The sequence below is a fragment of the Streptomyces sp. NPDC002004 genome (genome assembly GCF_053593975.1).
On record NZ_JBSFDP010000006.1, the window covers coordinates 41,136 to 67,466 of the forward strand.

The following is a 26,331-nucleotide window of genomic DNA, read 5'->3' on the forward strand; positions in this document are numbered from 1 at the left end:
CCCGCCGCCGTGCTCCCCGCCCGCCGCCGGGGCGCACGGCGGCGGGTGCCGGCGCGGTCCGTCAGCGGAAGATGCCCGTGTGCCCGAGCGAGTAGCGGCCCGGCTGCGGGTACACCGCAAGACCGTGCGGCCCGCTGCCGACGGGGATGCGGGCGATCTGCTGCCCCGTGCGGGTGTCGATCGCGTACACCTCGGAGTCGTAACGCCCGGACAGCCACAGCACCTTGCCGTCGGCGGAGACCCCGCCCATGTCGGGACTGCCACCCTCGGGCAGCACCCACTTCCTGGTCAGCCGGTCCTTGGCGAAGTCGAAGACGGAGATGGTGCCTTCGCCCCGGTTGGAGACGAACATCTCCTTGGAGTCGCGGCTGACGTACAGGCCGTGGGCGCCCTTGCCGGTGGGCAGCAGCGTCGGTTTGCCGAACGTGTCGCCGTCGAGCACCCACATACCGTTGGCGATCATGTCGGCGACGTAGAACTTCCTGCCGTCCGGGGACATCTTCACGTCCTGCGGCATCGCCCCGCTGTACGGCAGCCGCTGCTGGGCCACCACCTGCATCTTCGCCGTGTCGACCTTGAGGAGCTCGCCGGAGAACTCGCAGGACACGATGAAGTACCGGCCGTCCAGGGAGAAGTCCGCGTGGTTGACGCCGTAGCAGCTCACCGGAACCGTCTTGACCCGTTCCATGGTGTGCGCGTCGCGGAAGACCAGCTCGCGGTCGAGCGAGGCCATGACGACGGCGTACTTGCCGTCGGGTGTGAAGTAGAGGTTGTACGGATCGTGCACGTCGACGGTCTTGCCCGCCTTGCCGGTCCTGGGGTCGATCGGCGTGAGCGAGTTGCCGCGGTCGTTGTTGACCCACAGCGTCTTCAGGTCCCAGGACGGCACGACGTGCTGGGGCTGTACGCCCACCGGGATCGTCCGGATCACCCGGTACGTCTTCGGGTCGATGACCGACACCGTGTTGGAGTTGGTGTTGGGCACGTACACGAGCGACGGGAAGTCCTTGACGACCGGCGAGAGATTGCCGGGCCGGTCGGCTGCATACACGTCCTTCGGGTCGAGCACGGGCGGCATCCCGGGCAGTCCCTGCGCCTTCGGCTCGGCGGGCCGCAGCGCCGCCTGGGTGCCGAGGGCCTGGTCGGCCTGCTTGTCGCCGCCGGAGCAGCCCGCGGTCAGGGCGGCCATGGCGACGGCTCCGGCGAGCAGGGCTCCGGCGCGCTTGGTGAGGGTCAGGTGCACAGACATCAGGTCAGCAGCTCCGTGGTCGTCACCGCGCGCAGGCCGCGGCGGTCGAGTTCTTCCAGGACGTCGGGGAGCGCGGCAACCGTGTCCGCGTACCCGAAGTGCAGACTCACCACCGAACCGGCGCCCGCCTGCCCGGTGACGGTTCGCACGACGGCGGGGGCGCCCGGCGAGGTGTAGTCGAGCGAGTCGACGTCGTACGACAGCACGTGCGGGTATCCGGCCTCGCGCGCCAGACGCTCCACGAGCGGGGACGCCAGCTGCGCGCGCGAGGGCCGGAACCAGGTGCCGATCGAGCCGGTGAGCCGGCGCAGCCTGTCCGCGCAGCCGGTGATCTCGGCGCGTGCCTCGGCCTCCGGCATGGTGTTGATGTCGAGGTGGCGAAGGGTGTGATTGCCGAGGTCGTGGCCCCCGTCGAGGATGCGCCGGGCGACCTCGGGGTGCTCGTCCAGCCAGGTGCCCACGGCGAGCACGGTGACCTTCGCGCCGGCGCGCTCGGCCTCCTTGAGCACGGAGCGGGCGACGGCCGGGTCGCCCTGGCCGTGGAAGGTCAGCGCCACCTGGCGGCGGCCCCGGGGGCTGTGGGTGATCTGCACGGGCAGGCCGGAGAAGCGGCGCGGGGCGGGCGCCGCGCGCTCGGGCGCGGCACGAGCGGTCCGCGCCGGTGCGGACGGGGTCTCCGGGCGGATGTGCTCCGGCGCCGGACGGGTCGGGGAGCAGCCGGTGAGCGCGCCCGCGACGGCGAGCCCTGCGCCGGTGCGCAGGGCCGAGCGGCGGTCGGTCGAGGTCACCCGACCATTTAAAGACGATTTGTCATGAAAACTGGCGAATGACTCGTTCGAACCCTCCGGCACCTTGCACCGCACCCCGGCCCCGTGGGCGCGCGAGGGAACGCCAGGACGGCCCGGAGCGTCAAGAAATCATCGAACGATCGGTAACAGCATCGATTAACCAGCGTTTACCAGGCCCGTGGCCCATCTCACCAAAGATTCACTTTGGAAACGCCAGCATATCTACCCTTATGCCCGAGTAGGGACTTTTGGATCAGAGGCCCCCGTCTGCCATAGTCGGAGGCCGCGACCCCCATTGACCCGGGCCAGGTCGTCGTAGCGACCGCGGAGCACACCCCCTTCGCATCCGCGCCGCATCAGAGAAGCCCCCGAGCACCGCACAAAGGCAGTCGGGGGCTTCTGTGCATCCGGGGGCCGGGGAAGCGGCGTCAGCGGTCGGCGACCCGCATCTCGAACCATGTCGTCTTGCCCCTGGGTAAGAGATCCACGCCCCAGCGGTCGGAGAGCTTGTCGACCAGGAAGAGCCCACGGCCGGAGACGTCGAGCTCATGGACCGGCATGAGGCAGGGCAGGCCGCGCGACGGATCGCGCACCTCGACGCGGATCCAGCCGCGGCGCCGCAGCATCCGCAGCCCGAAGATCCGGGCGCCGGTGTGCCGCACGGCGTTGCCGACGAGCTCCGAGACGAGGAGCACGGTGTCCTCGGTGAGCTTGGGCGAGAGTGCCCACTGACGGAGCACCACGACCTGGGCGAGCCGGCGGGCCGCGGCGGCCGACTCGGGACGCGAGGGCAGCGGCACCTCCCGCTCGGTCGGGTTGCCGAACAACTCGAGCACCCTGAGTGCCTGCTCGTCCGCCACCGTCGGCGACCAGCGTGCCGCAGTGGCACTCGCGTGCCGCCGCGGCTGTTCGAAACCCTCCAGCCCCGCCATGCCCCCCATCATGGCGGCCAGAAAGGCAGTTGGGGGCCGTTCCGAAGGAATACGACCCCCGGAATCTTCGATTCCGGGGGCGCTTCGAGGCATATGCCGGTGGCAGAAAAGGACTTCGCGCACCCTCACTGACCTGCAATGACCCTTCGCTTACGAATGATCACCGAGCGCGGGCCATCACAGATGTTTAAGGTTGTCTTAAGGTCCCCATAAACCGCCCCTACGGGGGACGGTGCCGGTTCACGCCACCATGACGGCTTGACGGGCCGACGAACCGACGAACCGACGATGCGACAACCGCCGTGCGCTCAGAGGAACTTGGCCTTGCCCGGGCCTTCCTCCACAAAGCTGCGCATACCGCGCTCGCGGTCCTCGGTCGCGAACAGCCCGGCGAACCAGTTCCGCTCGATGGCGAGTCCGGTCTCGATGTCCGTCTCCAGACCCGCGTCGACGGACTCCTTGGCGGCACGCAGCGCGAGCGCCGGCCCCTGGGCGAGCTTCGCGGCCCAGGCGTGGGCCTGCTCGTACACCTCGGCGGTCGGCACGACACGGTCCACGAGCCCGATGGCGAGCGCCTCGTCGGCCTTCACATGGCGGCCGGTGAAGATGAGGTCCTTGGCCTTCGACGGGCCCACCAGCCGGGACAGCCGCTGGGTGCCGCCCGCACCCGGAATCAGGCCGAGCAGGATCTCGGGCTGACCGAGCTTGGCGTTGTCCCCGGCGATGCGGTAGTCCGCGCAGAGCGCCAACTCGCAGCCGCCGCCGAGCGCGTACCCGGTGACGGCCGCGACCACCGGCTTGGGGATACGGGCGACGGCGGTGAAGGACTCCTGCAGGCCCCGGGAGCGCAGGACCATCGCCGTATGGTCCATGGCCTGCATCTCCTTGATGTCCGCGCCCGCCGCGAACACCTTCTCGCCGCCGTAGAGGATCACGGCGCGCACGTCGTCGCGACGCGTGGCCTCCTCGGCGAGTTCCTTGAGACGGTCCTGGGTGGCGATGTCCAGCGCGTTCATCGGCGGACGGTCGAGGCGGATCGTGCCGACGCCCTCGGCGACTTCGAGATGCACAGTCATGCAGAGCAGGTTAGCCGCCGTTAACGACAATGGGCCCGGTGCACTGTGTCACAGTGCACCGGGCCCGTTCGAGGCCGTGGCCGCAGCGCGGCCGGGCGGAAGGCGAAGCGTTACGCCTTCCAGTCCTCCCAGGACATGTTCCAGCCGTTGTAGCCGTTGTCCGGGGCGACGGTCTTGTCGTGCGCGTGCTTCACGATCACGACGTCACCGATGATCGAGTGGTCGAAGAACCAGGCCGCGGGCACCGAGCGGTCACCGCCGCCGCGCACGTCGCGCAGGCCGACGCAGCCGTGGCTGGCGTTGTAGTTGCCGAAGGCGTCGCCGCCCCAGTAGTTGCCGTGGATGAAGGTGCCCGAGTCCGTCAGGCGCTGGGCGTCCGGCACATCCTTGATGTCGTACTCGCCGCCGTATCCGACGGTCTCGCCGTTCATCCGGGTGACCCGGAGCCGCTCCTTGATGACCATCTGGCCGTTCCAGGTGTCGTATCCCGGCTTGCCCGTGGTGATCGGGATCCTCTTGATGACCTTGCCGTCCCGCTTCACCGTCATCATGTGGGTCTTGGCGTTGACGGTGGACACCTGGCTGCGGCCGACCGTGAACTTCACGGTCTTGAGCTGCTTGCCGTACACACCGGGCCGGCCCTCGACCCCGTCGAGGTCGAGCTTGACGGTCACCTTGGTGCCGGCGGCCCAGTACTTCTCCGGGCGGAAGTCGAGCCGGTCGTTGCCGAACCAGTGGCCCTGGACGTCGACCTTGGGCTCGGTGGTGATCCGGATCGCCCGCTCGACGTCCTCCGGGTGCGTGATGCCCCGGGTGAAGCGCACCGAGAACGGCATGCCGACGCCGACCTTGGAACCGTCCTCGGGGGTGTAGTTGCCGATGAAGGTGTTCTTCGGCGTCAGCGTGGTGAACTTCGACTCCTTGGCCGACGCGCGGCCCTCGGAGTCCTTGGCCACCGCGTGCACCTTGTAGGTGGTGGCGGAGGCCAGGTGGTACGACGGCGTCCAGGTGGCCCCGCCGCCGGTGATCTTCCCCTCGACCTCGTTGCCCTTGGTGTCCTCGACCTTGACTTCGGTCAGCTTGCCGTGGTCGGCCGTCACCTTGAGGGCGCCGCCGGTGTCGACGCCGTCGGCGCCGTCCTTCGGCGCAATGCTCACCACGGCCTGGGACTGCTTGTCCGCCGCCTTTTCCGGCCCCTTGCCGTCCTTGCCGTCGTCCGCCCCGGCGCCGGAGCCGCCGCCGCAGGCCGTGACCAGCAGCAGCATCGCTCCCAGCAGCAGGGCGAGCAGCCCCGTTCCCCCCTGACGCCGCGCACGCAGCCGCGCACCAACCGACGCCCCCGATATCGGTCGCCCGTTCAACGTTGTGTCTCCCCTCGCACGGCCCGACCGGGCCCGCACTCACAGCGCGCCCCGCGCGCCCGTGCGTACATTAACCATCCGGCCCTGTGCGATGGCTCCCCGCGATTGTCACTGTTCAGTCCCAGTTTTCCGTGGGCCGTCCCGGGCCCGACGAGCCGTCAGGAGCGCGCCGCGCCCGCCTTCCACTTCTTCCAGTTCATGTTCCAGCCGCCGAGGCCGTTGTCCGGGGCGACCATCTTGTCGTCGGAGTTGACCACCTCGACGACGTCGCCGATGAGCGAGCGGTCGTAGAACCAGCCCGCGGGGGTCTTGGGGCTGCCGCCCTTCACATCGCGCAGGCCGATGCAGCCGTGGCTGACGTTCTCGCTGCCGAACACGCCGGACACCCAGTAGTTGCCGTGCAGGAAGGTGCCGCTGTCGGTGAGGCGCATCGCGTGCGGCACGTCCGGGATGTCGTACTCGCCGCCGAAACCGACCGTGCCCCCGTCCATCCGGGTCACGTCCTGCATGTCGCTGATGACCATCTTGCCGTTGTACGTCGTCGCGTCGGGGGCACCCGCGCTGATCGGGAGGGTCTGGACGAGCTCGCCGTCGCGGCGGACCTCCATGGTGTGCGCGTCGGCGTCGACGAGGCTGACCTGGCTGCGGCCGACCGTGAAGGAGACCGTCTTGTGCTGGAGGCCGTAGACGCCGGGTGCCTCCTCGACGTCCTGGAGGTTCAGCTGCACCGTGACCTTGGTGCCCGGTTTCCAGTACTTCTCGGGGCGGATGTCGAGGCGCTTGTCGCCGAACCAGTGCGGGGCGACCTCGACGGCGGGCTTCGCGGTGACGCGGATCGCGCGCTGCACGGCGGCCTTGTCGCGGATCTCCCGGCTGAACTTCAGCGAGACGATCATGCCGGTGCCGACGGTGGAGCGGTTCTCCGGCGCGGCGTACGCGATGAACCGCTGCGCCGGGACGACGGTCGTGAACGTCGTGTGCCGCGCCGTCCGGTGCCCGAACTCGTCCAGCGCGACCGCGTCGACGATGTACTTGGCGGCCCCGGCCAGCCTGCCGTCGCCGTCGGGCCGCCAGCTCAGTCCGTTCGCGGAGATCCGTCCCGGCACCGGAGTGCTCTGCGCGTCCTGGTTTCTGACGACCTTCACGGATTCCAGCCGGCCGCCCGGAACTCGCACCTCCAGCGGTTGGCCGGGGCGCACGTCCTTGCTGCCGTCGTCCGGGATCACCCTGATGGCGTCCTCGGGTGCGGGGGACTTGCCGAGCAGCTCGTCAGGAGAGCAACCGGCGAGGGAGGCCAGCAGGCCCGACCAGGTCAGTACGGCGGCCAACGCCGCCGCTGCGCGCCGTGCGCGCCTCGCATCGTGCTTCACGGTTGTCCGACGATAGGGCTTGTGTGCGCCCCGGGGCGGTTGACCGGCCCGGCGTGGGCGGGTCGTTCCCCCGGGTGATGCAGTGCCCGGCTTCCCGGGCGGTCCGGCCTCCGGCGAGATGCGGTGCGCCGCCTGCCCGCCGCTGCCACTCCGGGACGGCCGCCGTGCGCCGGGCCACGCCGTGCTCGCGAGAGCCGCGCTCCCCTGCCCTCCTGGGGAAACGTGAGTGCGAGGCGATCGGTGGGCAGAACAGTGGGGAGGACGACACCCGGGGAGCCGCGGACGGGACACCGCGCGCTCGTCGCGGCACGTCGTCCACCCGAGCCGCGGGAGGCCGACACGTGTCGAGCGCAGCCGAGCAGGAGGCAGTCCAGGAGGGGCGGAGCACGGGCAACGGCACCGTGCCCGAACGCCCCTCGTCCGTGCTGAACGGTCACCGGGCGGGCGGCCGCCCGGCGCCCGCCGTTCCCGTGTGGCCCGGGACGCCGACCCCCCTGGGCGCCCGCTTCCGGGTGGGCCCGGACGGGGTCGCGGGCACCAACTTCGCCCTGTGGGCGGGCGGGGCCGAGGCGGTCGAGGTGTGCCTCTTCGACGACGAGGGCCACGAGACGCGCTGTCCGCTGACCGAGCTGACCCATGAGATCTGGCACGGCTTCGTGCCGGGTGTGCTGCCGGGCCGCCGCTACGGCTTCCGGGTGCACGGCCGCTGGGACCCCTGGACGGGCGCCCGCTGGAACCCGGCGAAGCTGCTCCTCGACCCGTACGCCCGCGCGGTGGACGGCGACTTCACGCTGCCGCCCGAGGTCTACGGTCATGTACGGGACTGGCCGCAGCAGTACGTCGCCGACACCGTGCGCGACTCCCGGGACTCCGCACCGCACGTCCCCAAGGGTGTGGTCGTGCACGACGACGTGCCCGACGACGAGTGGATGGACGACCGCCGGCCGAAGACGCCATGGGCGGACTCGGTCATCTACGAACTGCACGTGCGCGGCTTCACCAAACTCCACCCGGACATCCCCGAGGAGCTGCGCGGCACCTACGCGGGCCTCGCGCACCCCGCCGCGATCGAGCACCTCAGCCGGCTCGGGGTGACCGCGGTCGAGCTGCTGCCGGTGCATCAGTTCGCGCACGAGGACCATCTGCTGCGGCGGGGGCTGCGCAACTACTGGGGCTACAACTCGATCGGCTACTTCGCGCCGCACGCGGCGTACGCGGCGACGGGCACGCGCGGGCAGCAGGTCGGAGAGTTCCGCCGGATGGTGCGCGCCCTGCACGAGGCGGGCATCGAGGTCATACTCGACGTGGTCTACAACCACACGGCCGAGGCCGGCGAGCTGGGCCCGACGCTGTCCCTGAAGGGCATCGACAACCGCGGCTACTACCGGCTCCAGGCGGACGCCCGCCGGTACGCCGACTACACGGGCTGCGGCAACACGCTGCACGTCGTCCAGCCGCAGGTACTGCGTCTGATCACCGACTCGCTGCGCTACTGGGTCACCGAGATGGGCGTCGACGGCTTCCGCTTCGACCTGGCGGCCGCGCTCGCCCGGTCGTTCCACGACGTGGACATGTTGTCCCCCTTTCTCGCGGTGATCGCCCAGGACCCGGTGCTGCGGCGCGTGAAACTCATCGCCGAACCGTGGGACGTCGGGTCCGGGGGCTACCAGGTGGGCGCGTTCCCACCCCTGTGGACGGAGTGGAACGACCGCTACCGCAATGCGATGAGGGACTACTGGCGCGGCGCCCTGCCCGATGTGCGCGACCTCGGCTACCGCCTCTCCGGGTCCAGCGACCTCTATGCCTGGGGCGGCCGCCGACCGTACGCCTCCGTCAACTTCATCACCGCCCACGACGGCTTCACGCTGCGCGACCTCGTGTCGTACGAGCGCAAGCACAACGAGGCCAACGGCGAGGGCAACCGCGACGGGTCAGACGACAACCGTGCCTGGAACTGCGGTGTCGAGGGCGAGACCGACGACCCCGCAGTGCGCGCGCTGCGCCGCCGCCAGCTGCGCAATCTGCTGACCACGCTGCTGCTCTCCACCGGCGTGCCCATGCTGGTCGCGGGCGACGAGCTCGGCCGCACCCAGCGCGGCAGCAACAACGCCTACTGCCAGGACAACGAGATCAGCTGGATCGACTGGAGCCTGCTCCGGGAGCCCGGCTGGAAGGCCCTGTACGACCTCACGTCACGGCTGATACGGCTGCGCCACCGCCATCCGGTGCTGCGGCGCCGCGCCTTCTTCTCCGGCCGCCCGCACTCGGTCGACGGGCTGCGCGACCTGGCGTGGTTCACGGCGCGCGGCACCGAGATGACCGAGCAGGACTGGTACGCGCCCGCCGCGACGCTCGGCATGTACCTCTCCGGGCGGGACATCCCGGGCCGCGACGCACGGGGGGCGCCCGTCACGGACGACAGCTTCCTCGCGGTCCTGCACGCCGGTCACCGCCCGGTCGACTTCGCGCTGCCGGGGCCGCCCTGGGCCGAGGAGTACGAGGTCGTCGTCGACACCTCGGACGAGGAGCAGGCCGGACCCCCGGAGACGGTGCACCGGGCGGGCACGACGGTGACGATTCCGGGGCGCACGGTGCTGCTGCTGCGCGTCCGGTCGTGACCGCGGGGAGGTCACCCGAGGATCCCCCGGTCGTACCCCACCGCCACGGCGGCGGCCCGGTCGCTCACCCCCAGCTTTGCGTACAGGTGCGTCAGATGGGTCTTCACGGTCGCCTCGCTGATGAACAGGACGCGGGCGATCTCGCGGTTGGAGGTGCCCTTGGCGACCAGGGCGAGGACCTCGCGCTCGCGGGACGAGAGCGGGGTCTCGACCGTGGCGGGGCGGCGCACCGCGGAGACCAGGCGTGAGGCGACGGCAGGTGAGAGGACCGTTCGGCCCTCGGCCGCAGCCCGCACGGCGGTGAACAGCTCGTCGCGCGGGGCGTCCTTGAGGAGGTAGCCGGTGGCGCCGGCCTCGATCGCGGGGAGCGTGTCGGAGTCGGTGTCGTACGTGGTGAGGACCAGGACCCGGGAGCGGGACCCTCGCCTGGTCAGCTCGGCTATCGCGTCGACGCCATCGCCGCCGGGCATCCGCAGGTCCATCAGGACGACATCGGGGTCGAGCCCGGCCGTCAGCGCGACTGCGTCGACGCCGTTCGCGGCCTCGCCGAGGACGGAGAAGCCCGCCGCGGATTCGAACATGCCGCGCAGCCCGTCGCGTACCACGGGGTGGTCGTCGACGAGCAGCACGGTGATGGGGGGCTCATCGGTCATGGCGCACCAACGGTACGCGAGCCGACACGGCCGTACCGCTGCCCGGCTCCGATTCGACGGTGAGGGAGCCTGCGACGCGCTCGGCGCGGGCCCGCATGCCGTCGAGGCCGAAGCCGCCGGTACGGGTGCGGGGCCGTGGGAGGAGCGGGTCGAACCCCCGGCCGTCGTCGCGCACATCGAGGGTGACCTCGCCGTCCATGAAGGACAGGGTGACGCCGGTCCGGGTCGCGGCCGCGTGCCGGGAGGCGTTGGCGAGTGCCTCCTGCGCGATACGGAGCAGCGTGCCCTCGATCTCCTCGTGGAGAGGTTCGGCCGGGCCGGTGACGGTGAACTCGGCGCGCACGCCGGTGCGTTCGGCCCAGTCGCCGACCGTCTTCGCCAGCGCCTCGGGCAGTCCGTCGTGCTCCAGCGCGGCCGGGGCGAGGTTCTGCACGGAGCGGCGGGCCTCGCCGAGGCTGTGCCGCGCGAGGTCGGCGGCACGGTCGAGATGGGCGCGGGCGATGTCCGGGTCGGGGGCATTCGCGACGACCTGAAGCTGCGCGATGATGCCGGTGAGCCCCTGCGCCAGGGTGTCGTGGATCTCCGCCGCGAGGCGGCGGCGCTCGTCGGCGACCCCGGCCTCACGGGCCTGCACCAGGAGCTGGTTGGCGAGCTGGGCGTTTTCGTCGAGCGCCTGTTTCAGACGGCTGTTGGTGCGCTCCAGCTCGTCGATGGTGGCCACCTGGAGGCGGGTGCGCTCCTCCTCCTGCGCGGAGAGATGGCTGAACACACTGAGCAGCGCGATGTTGACCGCGAGCAGGGCGCCGAAGAGGACCCAGCCGATCCGGCCGTGCGGCGGCATCCCGCCGGACTGGGATCCGGCCAGGATCACCGCCGTGGCGAACAGCCCGGGCTTGAGCAGCCGTCGCGGCAGCAGCCGGTCCGCGCCGAAGTAGCCGCTGGCGGCGTAGAACACGAAGAACGGGTTGTACCAGCCGAGGACGAAGCCGATCGCCCACCGCGTGAAGTAGTAGAGGGCGCCCGCGGTGGACGGCTCCCGTCCCCCGCGCGGCGTCCTCCCCCACCCGAGTTGGAGGGCGACGGCGGCGGCGACGAGGCCCCAGGCGACGTACCAGTCCCGGCGGTCCATGCCGACGAGGTCGGAGGTGGCCAGCGAGACGAGGACACCGACGGCGAGGAGGGCGTAGGGGCCGTAGTGGTGGAAGACGGCCCAGCGCTGTTCGACCGAGGTGGCCGCGGCCGCACTGCGCTCGGTGGCGGATGCAGCGCGGTCGTCCGCCGCCCCGTCGGCTCCGTCGCCCACGGCGCGCCCGGCCGGGTCCGCGCCCTCGGCCGGGTCCGCGCTCCGTGCCCGGTCCGTGCTCCGATCCGGCTCCGCGTCCTCGGCAAGGCCCTCGTATGCACCCGGATCCCTGTACTGCGCCGACCCCGTGGACATCCGCCCAGTCTGCACGCGGCTACTCCCAACGGAACCAGCGGGACGCCGCCGCGGAGAGCAGCACCGTCCACGCGGCGAGTACGCCCAGGTGGGACCAGGCCGGCCAGTGGCCGGCCGCGGCCTCGCCCAGGGCCCGCGCAGCGGCGCCGAACGGGGTGTATCCGACGATACGGGCGAGCACGGCGGGCATGGCCTGCACCGGCAGCCACACTCCCGCGCAGAACATCATCGGGAAGACCACGGCCGACCCTATCGCGTTGGCGATCTTGGATGTGCGGGAGAGCGCCGAGACGAGGGCGCCGAGGGCGAGGGCCGCACCGGTCGCGAGGCCCAGCGCGACGAGATAGCCGGCGGCCTGCCGGGGCAGCGTCACGTCGAAGACGAGCCGGCCGACGGTCAGCGACAGGACGGCCGAGGCCAGCGCGGCCGCGCCGTGCAGCCCCATCTGGCTGCCGAGCAGCGCGACCGGCCGTACCGGCGTGGTCGACATACGGCGCAGGATGCCGCGTTCCCGGTAGCCGGTGATGAGCGGCGGCATGGCCTGGAGTCCGGACATCAGCAGCGAGATCAGCACGGTGACGGGCACATACGCGTCGATGAGCCGGATGCCGCCGAGTGACTGGTCGGCGGTGCGGAACGACGGAATGGAACCGAGGATGCCGAGCAGGAGGCTCGGGAAGGCGAGGATCCAGAAGACGGCGCCCGGCTCCCGGCGGAAGAGACGGGCCTCGGTCTTGAGGACGGCCGCGCCGGCGCCTCGGGTGCGGGCGGGGCCGACGGGCGCGGCGGTGGCGGGGTGGGCCGTACTCATGCGGACGCTCCGGTCAGGTCGAGGTACGCGTCGTCCAGGGTGGCGTCGGAGACACGGAGTTGGTGGGCGGTGATGTGGTGCCGGGCGAGCAGGGCGACGGCGGCGTTGACCGTTTCGTCGGTCCCGGTCAGGGTGAGCCGGCCGTCCCTGTGCTCGAGGGAGGCGAGGGCGGGCAGTGACCGCAGTGCCTCCTCGTGCAGCGGCGTGGACGGGGTGAACGACATCACGGTGGAACTCGCGGTGCGGCTGATGAGGCCGTCCGGGGTGTCGAGGGCGGCGATCCGGCCCCGGTCGATGACGGCGATCCGGTCGCAGAGGCGCTGGGCCTCCTCCATGAAGTGGGTGACCAGCAGGACCGTGACGCCCCGGCCGCGCACGTCCTCGATGAGCTGCCAGGTGTCACGGCGGGCGCGCGGATCGAGGCCGGTGGTCAGCTCGTCGAGCACGACGACCCGGGGGTTCCCGATCAGCGCGAGGGCGATGAACAGGCGCTGCTTCTGGCCGCCGCTGAGCTTGGCGAACCGGGTGCCCAGGCGGTCGGTGAGCCGCAGCCGTTCGGCCAGCGGACGCCAGTCGGCGGGGTGGGGGTAGCAGGCGGCGTAGAGCTCCAGCGCCTCACGGACGGTCAGCTTGCCCTGGAGTTCGCTCTCCTGGAGCTGGGCCCCGAGGATCCGGGTGACCCGGTCGTGGTCGGCGACGGGGTCGAGTCCGGCGACGCGCACGGCACCCGCGTCCGGGGCGCGCAGGCCCTCGACGCACTCGACGGTGGTGGTCTTGCCGGCGCCGTTCGGGCCGAGTATCCCGAAGATCTCGCCCTCCTCGACGGTGAAGGAGACACCGTCGACGACGGTCCGGCCGCCGTAGGCCTTGGTGAGGCCGTTCACTTCGATGACGGGCTGGTTGGTGGACATGCACCGAGCATCCCGGCGGCAGCCCCGCTGCGGCATCGCCCATCGCGCTCGAACCCGCATCAGCCGATCGGCCGATGGCGGGCTACGACCCCACCGGCCGGGTGGTGGGCCCGGCACGGGGACGCGGGCCGGACGGTGTGACCGGCCCGGAGACCGCCGGCCGGGCGGTGTACCAGGCACGGAGAACGCCGGCGCACGCCGACCTTGCCGGAAACCCGGTGGGCTCTGTCAGTGGTGAACCGTAATCTCGGTCCTGATGTCCAGGACCAGTGCAGTTTCCGGGGAACGCTCCGCCGTGCGGAGCCTGTTGCGGCTGTGGCCGTATGTGCGGCCCGTGCGGGCGCGTCTGTTCACCGCCGCGTTCGTCGCGGTCGTCGCCTCCTGCGTCGGGCTGGTGATCCCGCTCGTCCTGAAGTGGATGGTGGACGGCCCCGTCGCGGACCGCGACCCGCGCGGCGTCTGGCTCGGCGCGCTGTATCTGCTGCTGCTCGGCATCGCCGAGGCATGCCTCTTCGGGTTCCGCCGGTGGCTGGTGGCACGCCCGCTGGCGGGCGTCGAGGCGGACATGCGGGCCGCCCTGTACCGGCATCTCCAGCGGCTCCCCGTCGCGTTCCACGACCGCTGGGCGTCCGGCCAGCTGCTCTCCCGGGCCACCACCGACCTCATGCTGCTGCGGCTGTTCCTCGCCTTCCCGTTGACCTTTCTCCTGGTCAATGGCGCGACCATCCTGGTCGGCGTGGTCATCCTGCTGGTCCAGCAGTGGACCCTGGGCCTGGTGCTGCTCGCCCCCGCCGTTCCCGTCGTCGTCGCCTGCTGGTTGTTCGAGAACCGGTACGCGGAGCTGACACGGCGCGCACAGGACCAGGTGGGCGACCTCACGACGGTCGTCGAGGAGAGCGTGCTCGGCATCCGCGTCGTCAAGGGCTTCGGGCGCCATCGCAGCCAGGCCCGCGCGTTCGCCGCGCTGTCCCGGACGGTACGCGGCACCGAACTGGCCAAGGCCCGGCTGCTGGCGACGATCTGGACGGTCATCGTGACGCTTCCGGAGCTCGCCATCGGGGCGGCCCTCGTCCTCGGCACGGTCCAGGTCGCCGACGGCACCCTCTCCGCAGGCACCCTGGTCGCCTTCCTCTCCACCGCACTCGCGCTGCGCTGGCCGATCGACTCCATCGGATTCCTCCTGGCCATCAGCCAGGACGCGGCCACGGCGACGGACCGGTACTTCGAGGTCATGGACGAATCCCCGGAGCCGGAGGCGGACGGCGGCGCGGACGGCGCAAACGCTTCCGAACCCACGGCCGGCAGCAAGGCCGACGGAGACCGGGACGTGGAAAGCGGCCCCGCCGTCGCTGTGCACCGGGCGTCGGGGAGACCGAAGGGAAGCGGCGAACCGGCCGGCGGCGGACTTGAGTTCCACGGTGTCCGCTTCCGCTACCCAGACGCGCCCACGGACGCACCCCCGGTGCTCAGCGACATCACCCTGAGTATCGCGCCCGGCGAGACCATGGCCCTGGTCGGCGCCACGGGCAGCGGCAAGACGACCCTGACCGCCCTGGTCCCGAGGCTGCACGAGCCGACCGGGGGCCGTATCACGCTGGACGGCGAGGACATCACGGCGATGCCCCGCGAGCGCCTCCGCGCGCTCGTCTCCATGGCCTTCGAGGAGCCCACCCTCTTCTCGGCCTCGGTCGGCGACAACGTTCTCATGGGCGCGGGCGACGCCTCGGGCCCCGGCGATCTGGAGCGTGCCCTGACCGTCGCCCAGGCCGACTTCGCCCACGCCCTGCCGCAGGGGACGGACACCCAGGTGGGCGAACAGGGCCTGAGCCTGAGCGGTGGCCAGCGCCAGCGGCTCGCCCTGGCGAGGGCGGTCGTGGGCCGCCCCCGATTCCTGGTGCTGGACGATCCGCTGTCCGCGCTGGACGTGCACACCGAGGCCCTGGTGGAGGCGGCCCTGCGCCGCGTGCTCGACGGGACGACCGCCCTGGTGGTGGCGCACCGCCCGTCCACGGTGCAGCTGGCCGACCGGGTGGCGCTGTTGTCCGGCGGCCGGATCGCGGCGGTCGGCACCCACCACGAACTGCTGCGGACGAACGCCGAGTACGCATGGCTGATGTCGGGCGCGCGCACCGGGCCCGCCGACCCGGACGGGCCCGCCGGCGTGCCTGTGTCCGCCGACGCTCAGGGGCCGACGGACGCGGGGGTGCCCGTGGACGGAATCGCGCCTGCAGAAGCAGAAACAGAGGCACGGGCCCAGGCGGCGGCACGGCCACGGGCACAAGCAGAGGCACCGGCACACGCAGAGGCAGAGGAGAAGGACCGATGACGGCGCCCGCGAAGACCGCACCCGCGGCGGCCCAAGGCGCCCCGGAGGCCGCCGGCGACCCCTTCGACCGCGACGCCCTCCCCGCGCCGGAGGGCGCGACGGGCGCGCTGCTGCGCTCCCTGCTCGCGCCGTTGCGGGCGAGGGTCGTCGTGACGACGCTCCTGCTGCTGCTCCAGCAGGCCGCGGTCCAGGCGGGGCCGCTGCTCGTCGCGTACGCCATCGACCGGGGCGTACCGGCGTTCCGGGCGCACGACCACGGCCCGCTGATCGCCGTCGGTGCCGGCTATCTGCTGTGCGCGGCGGCGGGCGGAGCGTTCCAGTACGGCTTCATCGTGGCGTCGGCGCGGGTGAGCCAGGACGTGCTGCTGGATCTGCGCGGCCGGATCTTCCGGCATGCGCAGGCGCTGAGCGTGGACTTCCACGAGCGGTACACCTCGGGCCGGCTCATCTCGCGGTCCACGACCGACGTCGAGTCCCTGCGCGAACTGCTCAACGACGGCCTCCAGGAGCTGATCACGCTCCTGTTGTCGTTCGTGTACATCTCGGCGCTGCTGCTCTGGCTGGACCTGGGCCTCGGCGCGGTGGCGGTGCTGTCCTTCGGGCCGCTGTATCTGCTGGTGCGGCTGTACCGGCGCCGCGCCGGGGAGGTGTTCCGCAGCCGCTCGACGGCCATCGCCGCGCTGATCGTGAAGTTCACGGAGACCATGAACGGCATCCGGCCCGTGCGGGCGTTCCGGCGCGAGCAGGTGAACGACGCGGACTTCCGCGTGCTCAACCACCGGCACGCACGCACCAACGGGGATGCGCTGCTGGAGATGGCCCGCTACGTGGTGGGTTCGCGGCTGGTGGCGAACACCGCGGTGGCGGGGATCGTCCTGTGGAGCGCCTACCGGGTCGCGGAGGGTTCGCTGGCGCTGGGTGTGCTGGCGGCGGCGGTGCTGTACCTGCGCCGTCTGTACGACCCGATCGACCGTCTGAGCATGTTCCTCAACTCCTACCAGTCGGCGGCGGCGTCCCTGGAGAAGATCGCCGGGCTTCTGGCGCAGACCCCGTCGGTCCCGGAGCCGGCGGAGCCGAAGCGCCTGCCCGCGCCGCAGGGGTCGGGGCCGGGCCGCGATGTCGTGTTCGACGGGGTGGCCTTCGCGTACCGCACGGGCGGCGAGGTGCTGCCGTGCTTCGACCTGCGGATCCCGGCCGGGCAGACCGTGGCGGTGGTGGGGTCGACCGGGGCCGGGAAGTCGACCCTGGCCAAGCTCCTGGCCCGGTTCTACGACCCGACGCTGGGCCGGGTCCTGCTCGACGGCGTCGATCTGCGCGAGCTGCCGGTGTCCGAACTGCGGCGCGGGGTCGTGATGGTGACCCAGGAGGCGTTCCTGTTCTCCGGGACGGTCGCCGAGAACATCGCCATCGGCCGGCCGGACGCCACACGTGAGGACATCGAGCGGGCCGCGAAGGCGATCGGGGCGCACGACTTCATCGCGTCGCTGCCCGACGGCTACGACACGGACGTACGCAAGCGGGGTGGCCGTATCTCCGCGGGGCAGCGTCAGTTGGTCGCCTTCGCCCGGGCCCTGCTCGCGGACCCGGCCGTCCTCATCCTCGACGAGGCCACCAGCTCCCTGGACATCCCCGGTGAGCGCGCCGTCCAGCGCGCCATGGACACCGTGCTGCGCGGCCGCACCGCCGTGGTCATCGCGCATCGGCTCTCCACGGTCGAGATCGCCGACCGCGTCCTGGTCATGGAGCACGGCCGCATCGTCGAGGACGGGTCGCCGGCGGAACTCGTACGTGCCACGGGCCCGTTCGCCGAGCTGTACCGGGCGTGGCAGGACAGCGTGGTGGCGGACTGACCCGGCCGTCCCGGGGGCGGCCGCGGGGCCGGACAGGGCAGCGGACGCCGTCGCGGCGGGCAACGCACGTCCGTGGGCCGCACGACCGGCCGGGGCGGCGCACGCCTGCGCGGCGAGCGACGTACGCCTGCGGGCCGGACGGGGTGACGGACGACTGCGCGGCGAGCGACGCACGTCTGCGCGCCGCACGATCCGCGGGCGCGCCGGGGGCCGAGGCGTCGGCACCGTCACGGCCACAACCACTGCCATGGCCGAGGAACTCCGGCCGTCCCGCGGGGCGATTGCGCACAGGAGTGAGCAACCAAGACGAATCAGCCGTCGATTTTCGGCCACCGCACGCACGGTAAGCTACTGGCCGGTTTTCAACTCCCGGGCGAAGACTCCGTATACCGAACAAGTCCCCCCGGCCAACGGACGATTTCTGGCCAACCTGTTGATGCGATCCTGACAAGCAGTGGGATGGCCTGTCACTCTTCCCTCGGCCCGGTATGAAGCCGCCCATTGCCCAAGTGGCCGGCTGTGCCGAGTCGTCTCATCCGCACCCGCACGTGCTCTGCCTTGTTCTGCCCGGACGGCAACCCACCGTTCGTTCAACTCCAGGTCGCGAAGACCCGCGGCCACGCAGAAGGAGTCAGTGTTGAGAAGCCTCTCCCACAGACGCACCTCCCACACCAAGCGCACCACCACGCGTGCCGCAGCCGGCGGCGCGCTCGTCGCAGTCGCCGCGCTGCTCGCGGTCGCCGTACAGACCGGCGCCGCCACCGCCGAGACCCCGGCCGCCAAGGCGCCGGCCCTCGGCAAGATAGACAAGGGCGCCCTGCCCGCCAAGCTCACCGCCTCCCAGCGCGCCGAGCTGATCCGCCAGGCCAACAGCGGCAAGGCGGACACCGCCAGGACGCTCGGCCTCGGCGCCAAGGAGAAGCTGGTCGTCCGTGACGTCCTCCAGGACCGTGACGGCACCACGCACACCCGCTACGAGCGCACCTACGACGGCATGCCCGTCCTCGGCGGCGACCTCGTGGTCGACACCACCAAGGCCGGCAAGGCCGAAGGCGTCGTGAAGGCCTCCAAGGCCAAGCTCGCCGGGTTCTCCACCAACGCCTCCGTGAAGGCCGCCACCGCCGAGAAGCAGGCCCTGAGCGCCGCGAAGGCCGCCGGCTCGAAGAAGAGCGACGCCGAGCGCGCCCCGCGCAAGGTCGTGTGGGTCGCGCAGGGCAAGCCGGTCCTCGCCTTCGAGACCGTCGTCGGCGGCCTCCAGGACGACGGCACGCCCAACGCGCTGCACGTCATCACCGACGCCACCACCGGCAAGAAGCTGTACAGCTGGCAGGCCATCGAGACCGGCGTGGGCAACACCCAGTACAGCGGCACGGTGAACATGACCACGACGCAGTCGGGGTCGTCCTACACGCTGACCGACGGCACGCGCGGCGGCCACAAGACGTACAACCTGAACCACGGGACGTCCGGCACCGGCACGCTGTTCTCGCAGACCAACGACACCTGGGGCAACGGCACCACGTCGAACGCCGCGACCGCCGGCGCCGACGCGCACTACGGCGCCCAGGAGACGTGGGACTTCTACAAGAACACCTTCGGCCGCAGCGGCATCCGCAACGACGGCCAGGCCGCCTACTCGCGCGTCCACTACGGCAACTCGTACGTGAACGCGTTCTGGGACGACGGCTGCTTCTGCATGACCTACGGTGACGGGTCCGGCAACTCCGACCCGCTGACGTCGCTCGACGTGGCCGGCCACGAGATGTCGCACGGTGTCACCTCGGCGACCGCGGGCCTCAACTACAGCGGCGAGTCCGGCGGCCTGAACGAGGCGACCTCGGACATCTTCGGCACGGGCGTCGAGTTCTACGCCGCGAACTCCGCCGACCAGGGCGACTACCTCATCGGCGAGAAGATCGACATCAACGGCGACGGCACCCCGCTGCGCTACATGGACAAGCCGAGCAAGGACGGCGGCTCCGCCGACTCCTGGTACTCGGGCGTCGGCAACCTCGACGTGCACTACTCGTCCGGTGTCGCCAACCACTTCTTCTACCTGCTCTCCGAGGGCAGCGGCGCCAAGGTCATCAACGGGGTCAGCTACAACTCGCCGACCTCCGACGGCCTTCCGGTCACCGGCATCGGCCGCGACAAGGCGCTGCAGATCTGGTACCGGGCGCTGACCACCAAGTTCACCTCGACCACCAACTACGCGGCTGCCCGTACCGGCACGCTCGCGGCGGCGGGTGAGCTGTACGGCACCACCAGCACTGAGTACAAGGCGGTCCAGGACGCGTGGGCGGGCGTCAACGTCGGCTCGCGCTCGGGCGGCGGCGGTGGCGGCGGCACGTCGTTCGAGAACACGACGCCCGTGTCCATCCCGGACAACGGCCCCGCCGTGACCTCGTCGATCAACGTCACCGGCCGCACCGGCAACGCGCCGAGCAACCTCCAGGTGAGCGTCGACATCACCCACACCTGGCGCGGTGACCTGGTCATCGACCTGGTCGCGCCCGACGGTTCGACCTACCGCCTGAAGAACTCCAGCGGCTCGGACTCCGCCGACGACGTCAAGGCGACCTACACGGTCAACGCGTCGTCCGAGGTGGCCAACGGCACCTGGAAGCTCAAGGTCCAGGACGTCGCGGCGCAGGACGTCGGCAAGATCAACAGCTGGAAGATCACCTTCCCGTAAGCCGGCGAACGTGCTGTGAGGTTCTTCTGAACCTGCTGTGAACCGCCCGGAGGGTGAAAACCTCCGGGCGGTTCCTTCGTGTCCGCAATACGCACCTGAGACATCGTTCACAGGACGTCTTCCGGCCAAACCGGTCCTGGACACATGACATGTACGCGTTTCAACTGGCAATCTTCCCGGCACGGACACCCGCACCACAGTTCGAGGAACCCCGGCGACCTGACGTGTCGTCCGGGGGCAAGCCCCCCATGACCAAGGGAGCCCCGCGTGACCGCCCGCATATCCCGCAGAGGAACCAAGCTCACCATCGCCACCGCCGTGGTGGCCGGAGCACTCGCCACCGCCGGACTCGCCACCGGCGCCTCTGCACAGCCCGTCCAGCACTCCGCGGCATCGAGCCAGGAGGCCTCGCCGCTGGCCCTGTCCGCCGGTGAGCGCGCCGGCCTCATCATGGCCGCCGACGCCAAGGCGGGCGCCACCGCCGAGCACCTGGGCCTGGGTGCCAAGGAGAAGCTCGTCGTCCGTGACGTCGTCAAGGACGCCGACGGCACCACCCACACCCGCTACGAGCGCACCTACGACGGCATGCCCGTCCTCGGTGGCGACCTCGTGGTGCACACCGCCAAGGACGGCTCGACGCAGGGCGTCGACAAGGCCACGTCCAAGTCGGTCGCCGTCGCCACCGGCTCGGGCTCGCTCGCCGCTGAGGCCGCGCCGAAGGGCGCCCGCAAGGTGGTCTGGGCGGCCTCCGGCACGCCGAAGCTCGCCTACGAGAAGGTCGTCCAGGGCACCGAGGACGACGGCACTCCCCAGAAGCTGCACATCATCACGGACGCCAAGACCGGCAAGAAGCTGTACCAGTACAACGCCATCGAGACCGGCGTGGGCAAGAGCCAGTACAGCGGCAGCGTCACCATCGGCACCAAGAAGTCCGGCTCGTCGTACAGCATGACCGACGACACGCGCGGCGGCCACAAGACGTACAACCTGAAGAACGGTGAGTCCGGCCGGGGCACCCTCTTCAAGGACGCCGACGACAAGTGGGGCAACGGCACCACGTCGAACGCCGCCACCGCCGGTGTCGACGCCGCCTACGGCGCCCAGGCCACCTGGGACTTCTACAAGAACACCTTCGGCCGCAAGGGCATCCGCAACGACGGCAAGGCCGCGTACTCGCGCGTCCACTACGGCAGCTCCTACATCAACGCCTTCTGGGACGACAGCTGCTTCTGCATGACCTACGGCGACGGTGAGGGCGACAAGAAGCCGCTCACCTCCCTGGACGTGGCCGGCCACGAGATGACCCACGGCGTCACCTCGGCCACCGCCGGCCTCGAGTACAGCGACGAGTCCGGCGGCCTGAACGAGGCCACGTCCGACATCATGGGCACGGCCGTCGAGTTCAGCGCCAAGAACGCCAAGGACGTCGGCGACTACCTCATCGGCGAGAAGATCGACATCAACGGCGACGGCTCCCCGCTGCGCTACATGGACAAGCCCAGCAAGGACGGCGGCTCCGCCGACTACTGGTACTCCGGCGTCGGCGACCTCGACGTGCACAACTCGTCCGGTGTCGCCAACCACTTCTTCTACCTGCTCTCCGAGGGCAGCGGGAAGAAGATCATCAACGGCGTCACGTACAACTCGCCCACCAAGGACGGCCGTTCGGTCACCGGCATCGGCCGGAGCAAGGCGGTCAAGATCTGGTACAAGGCGCTGACCTCGTACATGACCTCGACCACGGACTACCACAAGGCCCGTACGGCGACGCTGAAGGCGGCGTCCGCCCTCTACGGCGGCACCGGTTCGACCGAGTACAAGGCGGTCAACCGCGCCTGGGCCGCGGTCAACGTGAAGTAACCGCGTCTCCCCCATGACAGGGCGGCACCCGGGATTCCCTCGACGGACCCGGGTGCCGCCCGCACCATGTGGGGGGCAGCTGCGCACCGCAGCTCAGCGCAGCAGCACGCCCGCGTTCCTCCCGGTCGCTTCCGACGGCGCCGTCACCAGGCCCAGTTCGGCCCCGGACACCAGCAGCGGATGCGACGGCAGAATGCGCACCGTGTAGCCGAAGGGCCCGGTCCGGTCGAGGGACAACGGCCCCTCGTACACCCACCGGCCCTCCAGATCGGGACCGGTCGCGGGCTTGAGCGGGAAGCCCTCCGCGTCGGCGATCCGGTCCTCCGCGTCGACCCGGCCCGCCACGGCCTGCACCTCGACGTCCTCCGGCGCCAGCTCACCGAGCCGCACCCGTACGCGCAGCGACAGTGTCGCCCCCAGCTCCGCGGTCGCGGAGGCGGCCGACGCCTCGACGTGGTCGACGACCACCCGCGGCCAGCCCGCCCGTACCTTCGCCTTCCAGGCCGCCAGGTCCCGGGCGGCACCGGGACCGAGCTCCCGCTGGGCGCGCGCCGCGGGCGCGTACAGCCGCTCCACGTACTCCCGCACCATGCGCCCGGCCAGCACCTTCGGACCGAGCAGGGTCAGGGTGCGGCGGACCATCGTGATCCAGCGGTCGGGCAGACCGTCCGGGCCCCGCTCGTAGAAGCGGGGCGCGATCCGCTGCTCCAGCAGGTCGTAGAGCGCCTGCGCCTCCAGGTCGTCACGGCGGTCCGGGTCCGTCGCCGTGCCGTCGGCCGTCGGGATCGCCCAGCCGAAGTCGGGCGAGAACCACTCGTCCCACCAGCCGTCCAGGACCGAAAGGTTGAGGCAGCCGTTCAGCGCGGCCTTCATACCGGAGGTGCCGCAGGCCTCCAGCGGCCGCAGCGGGTTGTTCAGCCAGATGTCGCAGCCCGGGTAGAGCTTCTGCGCCATCGCCATGCCGTAGTCCGGCAGGAAGACGATCCGGTGGCGCACCCGCGGGTCGTCGGTGAAACGGACCAGCTCCTGGACGAGGCGCTTGCCGCCGTCGTCCGCCGGGTGCGCCTTGCCCGCCACGACGATCTGCACCGGCCGCTCCTCGTGCAGGAGCAGGTCCATCAGCCGGTCGCGGTCGCGCAGCATCAGTGTGAGCCGCTTGTACGACGGGACACGGCGGGCGAAGCCGATGGTGAGGACCTCCGGGTCCAGCACGTCGTCGATCCAGCCGAGTTCGGCCGTGCCCGCACCGCGCTGCCGCCAGGACGCGTACAGCCGTCTGCGCACCTCGTCGACCAGCTGTCCGCGCAGGGAACGGCGCAGCTCGAAGATGTCCCGGTCGGGGATCTCGGCGACGGCGTCCCAGCGGTCGGAGCCGCCCTCGGTGAGTGCGTCCCGGGTGCGCTCGACGCCGATCTCGCGGGATCCGAGACGGAACACCTCGGGGGCGACCCAGGTGGGCGCGTGCACCCCGTTGGTGACGGAGGTGATGGGCACCTCGTCCGGGTCGAAGCCCGGCCAGAGCCCCTGGAACATCTCCCGGCTGACGCGGCCGTGCAGCAGCGACACACCGTTGGCGCGCTGGCCGAGCCGCAGCCCCATCACGGCCATGTTGAACAGGTTCGGCTCGCCGCCCGGGTAGGTCTCCATGCCCAGGCCGAGGATGCGTTCGACGTCGAGTCCGGACAGCTCGGCGTCCGGTCCGAAGTGGCGGGCGACCAGTTCGCGGTCGAAACGGTCGATGCCGGCCGGCACGGGAGTGTGGGTGGTGAAGACGGTGCCGGCCCGCACCGCCTCCAGCGCCGCGTCGAAGTCGAGTCCCTGCGCGGCGAGTTCGTGGATGCGCTCGACGCCGAGGAAGCCCGCGTGGCCCTCGTTGGTGTGGAAGACCTCGGGCCGGGGGTGTCCGGTGAGCCGGCAGTAGGTGCGCACGGCGCGGACGCCGCCGATGCCGAGCAGCATCTCCTGGAGGAGCCGGTGTTCACTGCCGCCGCCGTAGAGGCGGTCGGTGACGTCGCGCTCGCCCAGGCCGTTCTCCTCTATGTCCGAGTCGAGCAGCAGCAGCGGTACGCGGCCGACCTGGGCCTGCCAGATGCGGGCGCGCAGGAACCGCCCGGCGGGCAGGGCGAGGGCGACCTGGCTGGGTGTGCCGTCCTCCTCGCGGAGCAGGGTGAGCGGCAGCTCGTTGGGGTCGAGCACCGGATAGTGCTCCTGCTGCCAGCCGTCGCGCGACAGGGTCTGGCGGAAGTAGCCGTGCCGGTACAGCAGACCCACCCCGATCAGGGGCACGCCGAGGTCGCTGGCCGCCTTGAGGTGGTCGCCGGCGAGGATGCCGAGGCCGCCGGAGTACTGGGGCAGCGCGGCGGTGATGCCGAACTCGGGCGAGAAGTAGGCGACGGCGGCCGGGAGATCGCCGGAGCCGCGCTGGTACCACCGGTCGCCGGTGACGTACTGGGCCAGATCGTCGGCGGCGGTGGTCAGACGGCGCAGGAAGCCGGCGTCCTCGGCCAGCTCCGCCAGCCGCTCCGGCGCCACATGGCCGAGCAGCCGCACCGGGTCGCCCTCGGACGCGGCCCAGCGCTCGGGGTCCACGGACTGGAAGAGTTCACGGGTCTCGGCGTGCCAGGACCAACGCAGGTTGCGGGCGAGGTCGCTGAGCGGCCGGAGGGGCTCGGGGAGCACGGGACGGACGGTGAATCGGCGGATTGCCTTCAACGTTTCCACCTTCGCGGGGATGCGCAGGAGGGGACGCACGTCCGTGCGCGCCCCTTCGTCACGTCCGACGGTAGCGGCGCGAGGCGCGCGACGACCACGGCGCACAAGGGGGCGGGCGGGAGATCACGCGTTCGCCGCCCCGGGCCTGCCGCCGACGCGGTGCGCGAGGTGCGCAGCGGCATGTCCGGTGCGGCCGATGCGGTATGGCCGATTCCGCCCCTGCAGGCGGTCTTGTTGGCCCCGGCACGTCACGAGAGGCTGCCCACGTCGAGTCGACGAGGGGAACTCACGTCATGCCACGCATGCGGAAGAAACGCCTCCAGTGGGCGGGAATCCTCACGGCCGCCGTGACGACCGCCGCCCTGACGGCCGTCACGCCCCCCGCGCACGCGACACCCGCCGGGGGTCCCGTCCTCGGCGCCGGTGCGCCCGGCGCGGTGCACGGCAGTTACATCGTGACGCTCAAGGGGAGCACGAAGGCCGCGTCGGCGGCGGGCAGGGGCCTGGCCGGGAGGTACGGGGCCTCCATACGCCGTACGTACGGCAGCGCACTCAACGGGTACGCGGTGACGGCCGGCGCGGAGCAGGCCCGGCGGCTGGCCTCCGATCCGGGCGTGGCCTCGGTGGTCCAGGACACGGCGGTGTCCCTGGAGCGCACCTGGAAGAACCCGCCGTCCTGGGGCCTGGACCGGATCGACCAGCGGAACCTGCCGCTCGACGGGTCCTGCACCTGGCCGGAGTCGGCGGGCCGGGGCGTGACCGCGTACGTCATCGACACCGGTGTCCGCATCACGCACAGGGACTTCGGCGGCCGGGCGAGCTACGGCTGGGACTTCGTCGACAACGACGCCGTCGCCCGCGACGGCAACGGCCACGGCACCCATGTCGCGGGCACCGTCGCGGGCGCGTCCTACGGCGTCGCCAAGAAGGCGCGGGTCGTCGCGGTCCGGGTGCTCGACGACGCCGGGGCGGGCACCACGGCCCAGGTGATCGCGGGCATCGACTGGGTCACCCGGCACGCCCGCAAGCCCGCCGTCGCCAATCTCAGCCTGGGCACCACCGCAAACGCCCAGCTGGACGCGGCGGTCCGGGCCTCCGTCGCCTCCGGCGTGACGTACACGGTCGCCGCCGGGAACAACGGCCTTCCGGCGGGCCTGTACTCGCCCGCCCGGGTCCCGCAGGCCATCACGGTCGGCGCGACGGACAGGACGGACGCCCGCGCGAGGTTCTCCAACTGGGGCGCGCGCGTGGACCTGTTCGCGCCGGGCGTGGACATCACCTCCGCCTCGTACGCGAGCGACGGCGGGCGGGCGACCTACTCGGGCACGTCGATGGCGGCGCCGCTCGCGGCGGGCGCGGCGGCCGTCTATCTCGCCGGCCACCGCCGGGCCACCCCTGCCGAGGTGAGCAGGGCGCTGATCGCGCGGGCCGCGCCGGGCAGGGTCACCGGCCCGGGTCCCGGCTCGCCGGACAGGCTGTTGCAGATTCCCACCCCGTAGGCCCGGCTCCGGGCCCAACCCCGAGGAGAACAGTGCCTCTTCGCGCCGGCCTCGTCGTACCCGACGGGGCCGGTCTTGTATGTCGACATACGCGCGAGTAGTTAACAAAGCGCCGGATTGCCCACCCGAGCGGGGTGGGAAGGCTCCACCCCGTACACCTTCGTGGGAGGCAGCAACCCCCC

The 26,331-nt window shown here is 71.4% G+C and carries 17 protein-coding genes; 6 read left to right on the forward strand and 11 right to left on the reverse strand.

The window, feature by feature from the left end:
- Positions 1–61: 61 nt before the first annotated feature.
- From ACWCP6_RS12335 to ACWCP6_RS12360, 6 genes are all read right to left on the reverse strand, one after another.
- A complete protein-coding gene (locus tag ACWCP6_RS12335; RefSeq protein ID WP_450932334.1) occupies positions 62–1,249 on the reverse strand; it encodes a YVTN family beta-propeller repeat protein in 1,188 nt (395 codons plus the stop codon).
- The gene (locus tag ACWCP6_RS12340; RefSeq protein WP_450932335.1) at positions 1,249–2,037 is read right to left on the reverse strand and encodes a polysaccharide deacetylase family protein; all 789 of its coding nucleotides are present in this window, start codon (positions 2,035–2,037) and stop codon (positions 1,249–1,251) included. The genes ACWCP6_RS12335 and ACWCP6_RS12340 overlap by 1 nt, the downstream gene beginning before the upstream one ends.
- Before the next feature lie 428 nt (positions 2,038–2,465).
- Positions 2,466–2,969 (reverse strand): ATP-binding protein, encoded by a 504-nt coding sequence (locus ACWCP6_RS12345; protein ID WP_450932336.1) that lies wholly within the window; start codon positions 2,967–2,969, stop codon positions 2,466–2,468.
- A gap of 308 nt (positions 2,970–3,277) precedes the next feature.
- On the reverse strand, positions 3,278–4,045 hold the full coding sequence (locus ACWCP6_RS12350) for an enoyl-CoA hydratase/isomerase family protein (RefSeq protein ID WP_450932337.1): 768 nt from the start codon (positions 4,043–4,045) through the stop codon (positions 3,278–3,280).
- A gap of 110 nt (positions 4,046–4,155) precedes the next feature.
- Positions 4,156–5,406, reverse strand: coding sequence for a L,D-transpeptidase (locus tag ACWCP6_RS12355; RefSeq protein WP_450932338.1), 1,251 nt, complete (start codon positions 5,404–5,406; stop codon positions 4,156–4,158).
- A 158-nt stretch (positions 5,407–5,564) separates the two neighbouring features.
- Positions 5,565–6,776, reverse strand: a complete 1,212-nt coding sequence (locus tag ACWCP6_RS12360; RefSeq protein WP_450932339.1) for a L,D-transpeptidase — start codon at positions 6,774–6,776, stop codon at positions 5,565–5,567.
- 341 nt (positions 6,777–7,117) lie between these two features.
- On the opposite strand from ACWCP6_RS12360, the gene glgX reads away from it, so the two are divergent.
- Positions 7,118–9,394, forward strand: coding sequence for a glycogen debranching protein GlgX (gene glgX / locus ACWCP6_RS12365; protein WP_450932340.1), 2,277 nt, complete (start codon positions 7,118–7,120; stop codon positions 9,392–9,394).
- Positions 9,395–9,405: 11 nt separating this feature from the next.
- On the opposite strand, the gene ACWCP6_RS12370 is transcribed toward glgX, so the two are convergent.
- From ACWCP6_RS12370 to ACWCP6_RS12385, 4 genes are read right to left on the reverse strand one after another with little or no spacing between them, the layout of a single operon-like run.
- Positions 9,406–10,047 (reverse strand): response regulator, encoded by a 642-nt coding sequence (locus tag ACWCP6_RS12370; RefSeq protein WP_450932341.1) that lies wholly within the window; start codon positions 10,045–10,047, stop codon positions 9,406–9,408.
- Positions 10,037–11,485: a sensor histidine kinase gene (locus tag ACWCP6_RS12375; protein ID WP_450932342.1), complete on the reverse strand. Its 1,449-nt coding sequence runs from the start codon at positions 11,483–11,485 to the stop codon at positions 10,037–10,039. The genes ACWCP6_RS12370 and ACWCP6_RS12375 overlap by 11 nt, the downstream gene beginning before the upstream one ends.
- A 19-nt stretch (positions 11,486–11,504) precedes the next feature.
- Positions 11,505–12,296 (reverse strand): ABC transporter permease, encoded by a 792-nt coding sequence (locus ACWCP6_RS12380; RefSeq protein WP_450932343.1) that lies wholly within the window; start codon positions 12,294–12,296, stop codon positions 11,505–11,507.
- Positions 12,293–13,207: an ABC transporter ATP-binding protein gene (locus tag ACWCP6_RS12385; RefSeq protein ID WP_450932344.1), complete on the reverse strand. Its 915-nt coding sequence runs from the start codon at positions 13,205–13,207 to the stop codon at positions 12,293–12,295. The genes ACWCP6_RS12380 and ACWCP6_RS12385 overlap by 4 nt, the downstream gene beginning before the upstream one ends.
- 256 nt (positions 13,208–13,463) lie before the next feature.
- On the opposite strand from ACWCP6_RS12385, the gene ACWCP6_RS12390 reads away from it, so the two are divergent.
- From ACWCP6_RS12390 to ACWCP6_RS12405, 4 genes are all read left to right on the forward strand, one after another.
- Positions 13,464–15,533 (forward strand): ABC transporter ATP-binding protein, encoded by a 2,070-nt coding sequence (locus ACWCP6_RS12390; protein WP_450932345.1) that lies wholly within the window; start codon positions 13,464–13,466, stop codon positions 15,531–15,533.
- The gene (locus ACWCP6_RS12395; protein ID WP_450932346.1) at positions 15,530–17,383 is read left to right on the forward strand and encodes an ABC transporter ATP-binding protein; all 1,854 of its coding nucleotides are present in this window, start codon (positions 15,530–15,532) and stop codon (positions 17,381–17,383) included. The genes ACWCP6_RS12390 and ACWCP6_RS12395 overlap by 4 nt, the downstream gene beginning before the upstream one ends.
- A gap of 634 nt (positions 17,384–18,017) precedes the next feature.
- Positions 18,018–20,078, forward strand: a complete 2,061-nt coding sequence (locus ACWCP6_RS12400; protein ID WP_450932347.1) for a M4 family metallopeptidase — start codon at positions 18,018–18,020, stop codon at positions 20,076–20,078.
- 267 nt (positions 20,079–20,345) lie between these two features.
- Entirely contained in the window at positions 20,346–21,938 is a 1,593-nt protein-coding gene (locus ACWCP6_RS12405) for a M4 family metallopeptidase (RefSeq protein ID WP_450932348.1), read from the forward strand.
- A gap of 93 nt (positions 21,939–22,031) precedes the next feature.
- On the opposite strand, the gene glgP is transcribed toward ACWCP6_RS12405, so the two are convergent.
- Positions 22,032–24,650, reverse strand: a complete 2,619-nt coding sequence (glgP, locus tag ACWCP6_RS12410; RefSeq protein WP_450932349.1) for an alpha-glucan family phosphorylase — start codon at positions 24,648–24,650, stop codon at positions 22,032–22,034.
- Between the two features lie 293 nt (positions 24,651–24,943).
- Here glgP and ACWCP6_RS12415 point away from each other — a divergent pair, with 293 nt between their 5' ends.
- The gene (locus ACWCP6_RS12415) at positions 24,944–26,149 is read left to right on the forward strand and encodes a S8 family peptidase (RefSeq protein ID WP_450932350.1); all 1,206 of its coding nucleotides are present in this window, start codon (positions 24,944–24,946) and stop codon (positions 26,147–26,149) included.
- Positions 26,150–26,331: the final 182 nt, after the last annotated feature.

Coding starts and splice junctions, on each gene's coding strand:
- ACWCP6_RS12335 (WP_450932334.1), bottom strand. CDS start 1,249: ATGTCTGTGCACCTGACCCTCACCAAGCGCGCCGGAGCCCTGCTCGCC.
- ACWCP6_RS12345 (WP_450932336.1), bottom strand. CDS start 2,969: ATGGCGGGGCTGGAGGGTTTCGAACAGCCGCGGCGGCACGCGAGTGCC.
- ACWCP6_RS12350 (WP_450932337.1), bottom strand. CDS start 4,045: ATGACTGTGCATCTCGAAGTCGCCGAGGGCGTCGGCACGATCCGCCTC.
- ACWCP6_RS12370 (WP_450932341.1), bottom strand. CDS start 10,047: ATGACCGATGAGCCCCCCATCACCGTGCTGCTCGTCGACGACCACCCC.
- ACWCP6_RS12375 (WP_450932342.1), bottom strand. CDS start 11,485: ATGTCCACGGGGTCGGCGCAGTACAGGGATCCGGGTGCATACGAGGGC.
- ACWCP6_RS12380 (WP_450932343.1), bottom strand. CDS start 12,296: ATGAGTACGGCCCACCCCGCCACCGCCGCGCCCGTCGGCCCCGCCCGC.
- ACWCP6_RS12385 (WP_450932344.1), bottom strand. CDS start 13,207: ATGTCCACCAACCAGCCCGTCATCGAAGTGAACGGCCTCACCAAGGCC.
- ACWCP6_RS12390 (WP_450932345.1), top strand. CDS start 13,464: ATGTCCAGGACCAGTGCAGTTTCCGGGGAACGCTCCGCCGTGCGGAGC.
- ACWCP6_RS12395 (WP_450932346.1), top strand. CDS start 15,530: ATGACGGCGCCCGCGAAGACCGCACCCGCGGCGGCCCAAGGCGCCCCG.
- ACWCP6_RS12415 (WP_450932350.1), top strand. CDS start 24,944: ATGCCACGCATGCGGAAGAAACGCCTCCAGTGGGCGGGAATCCTCACG.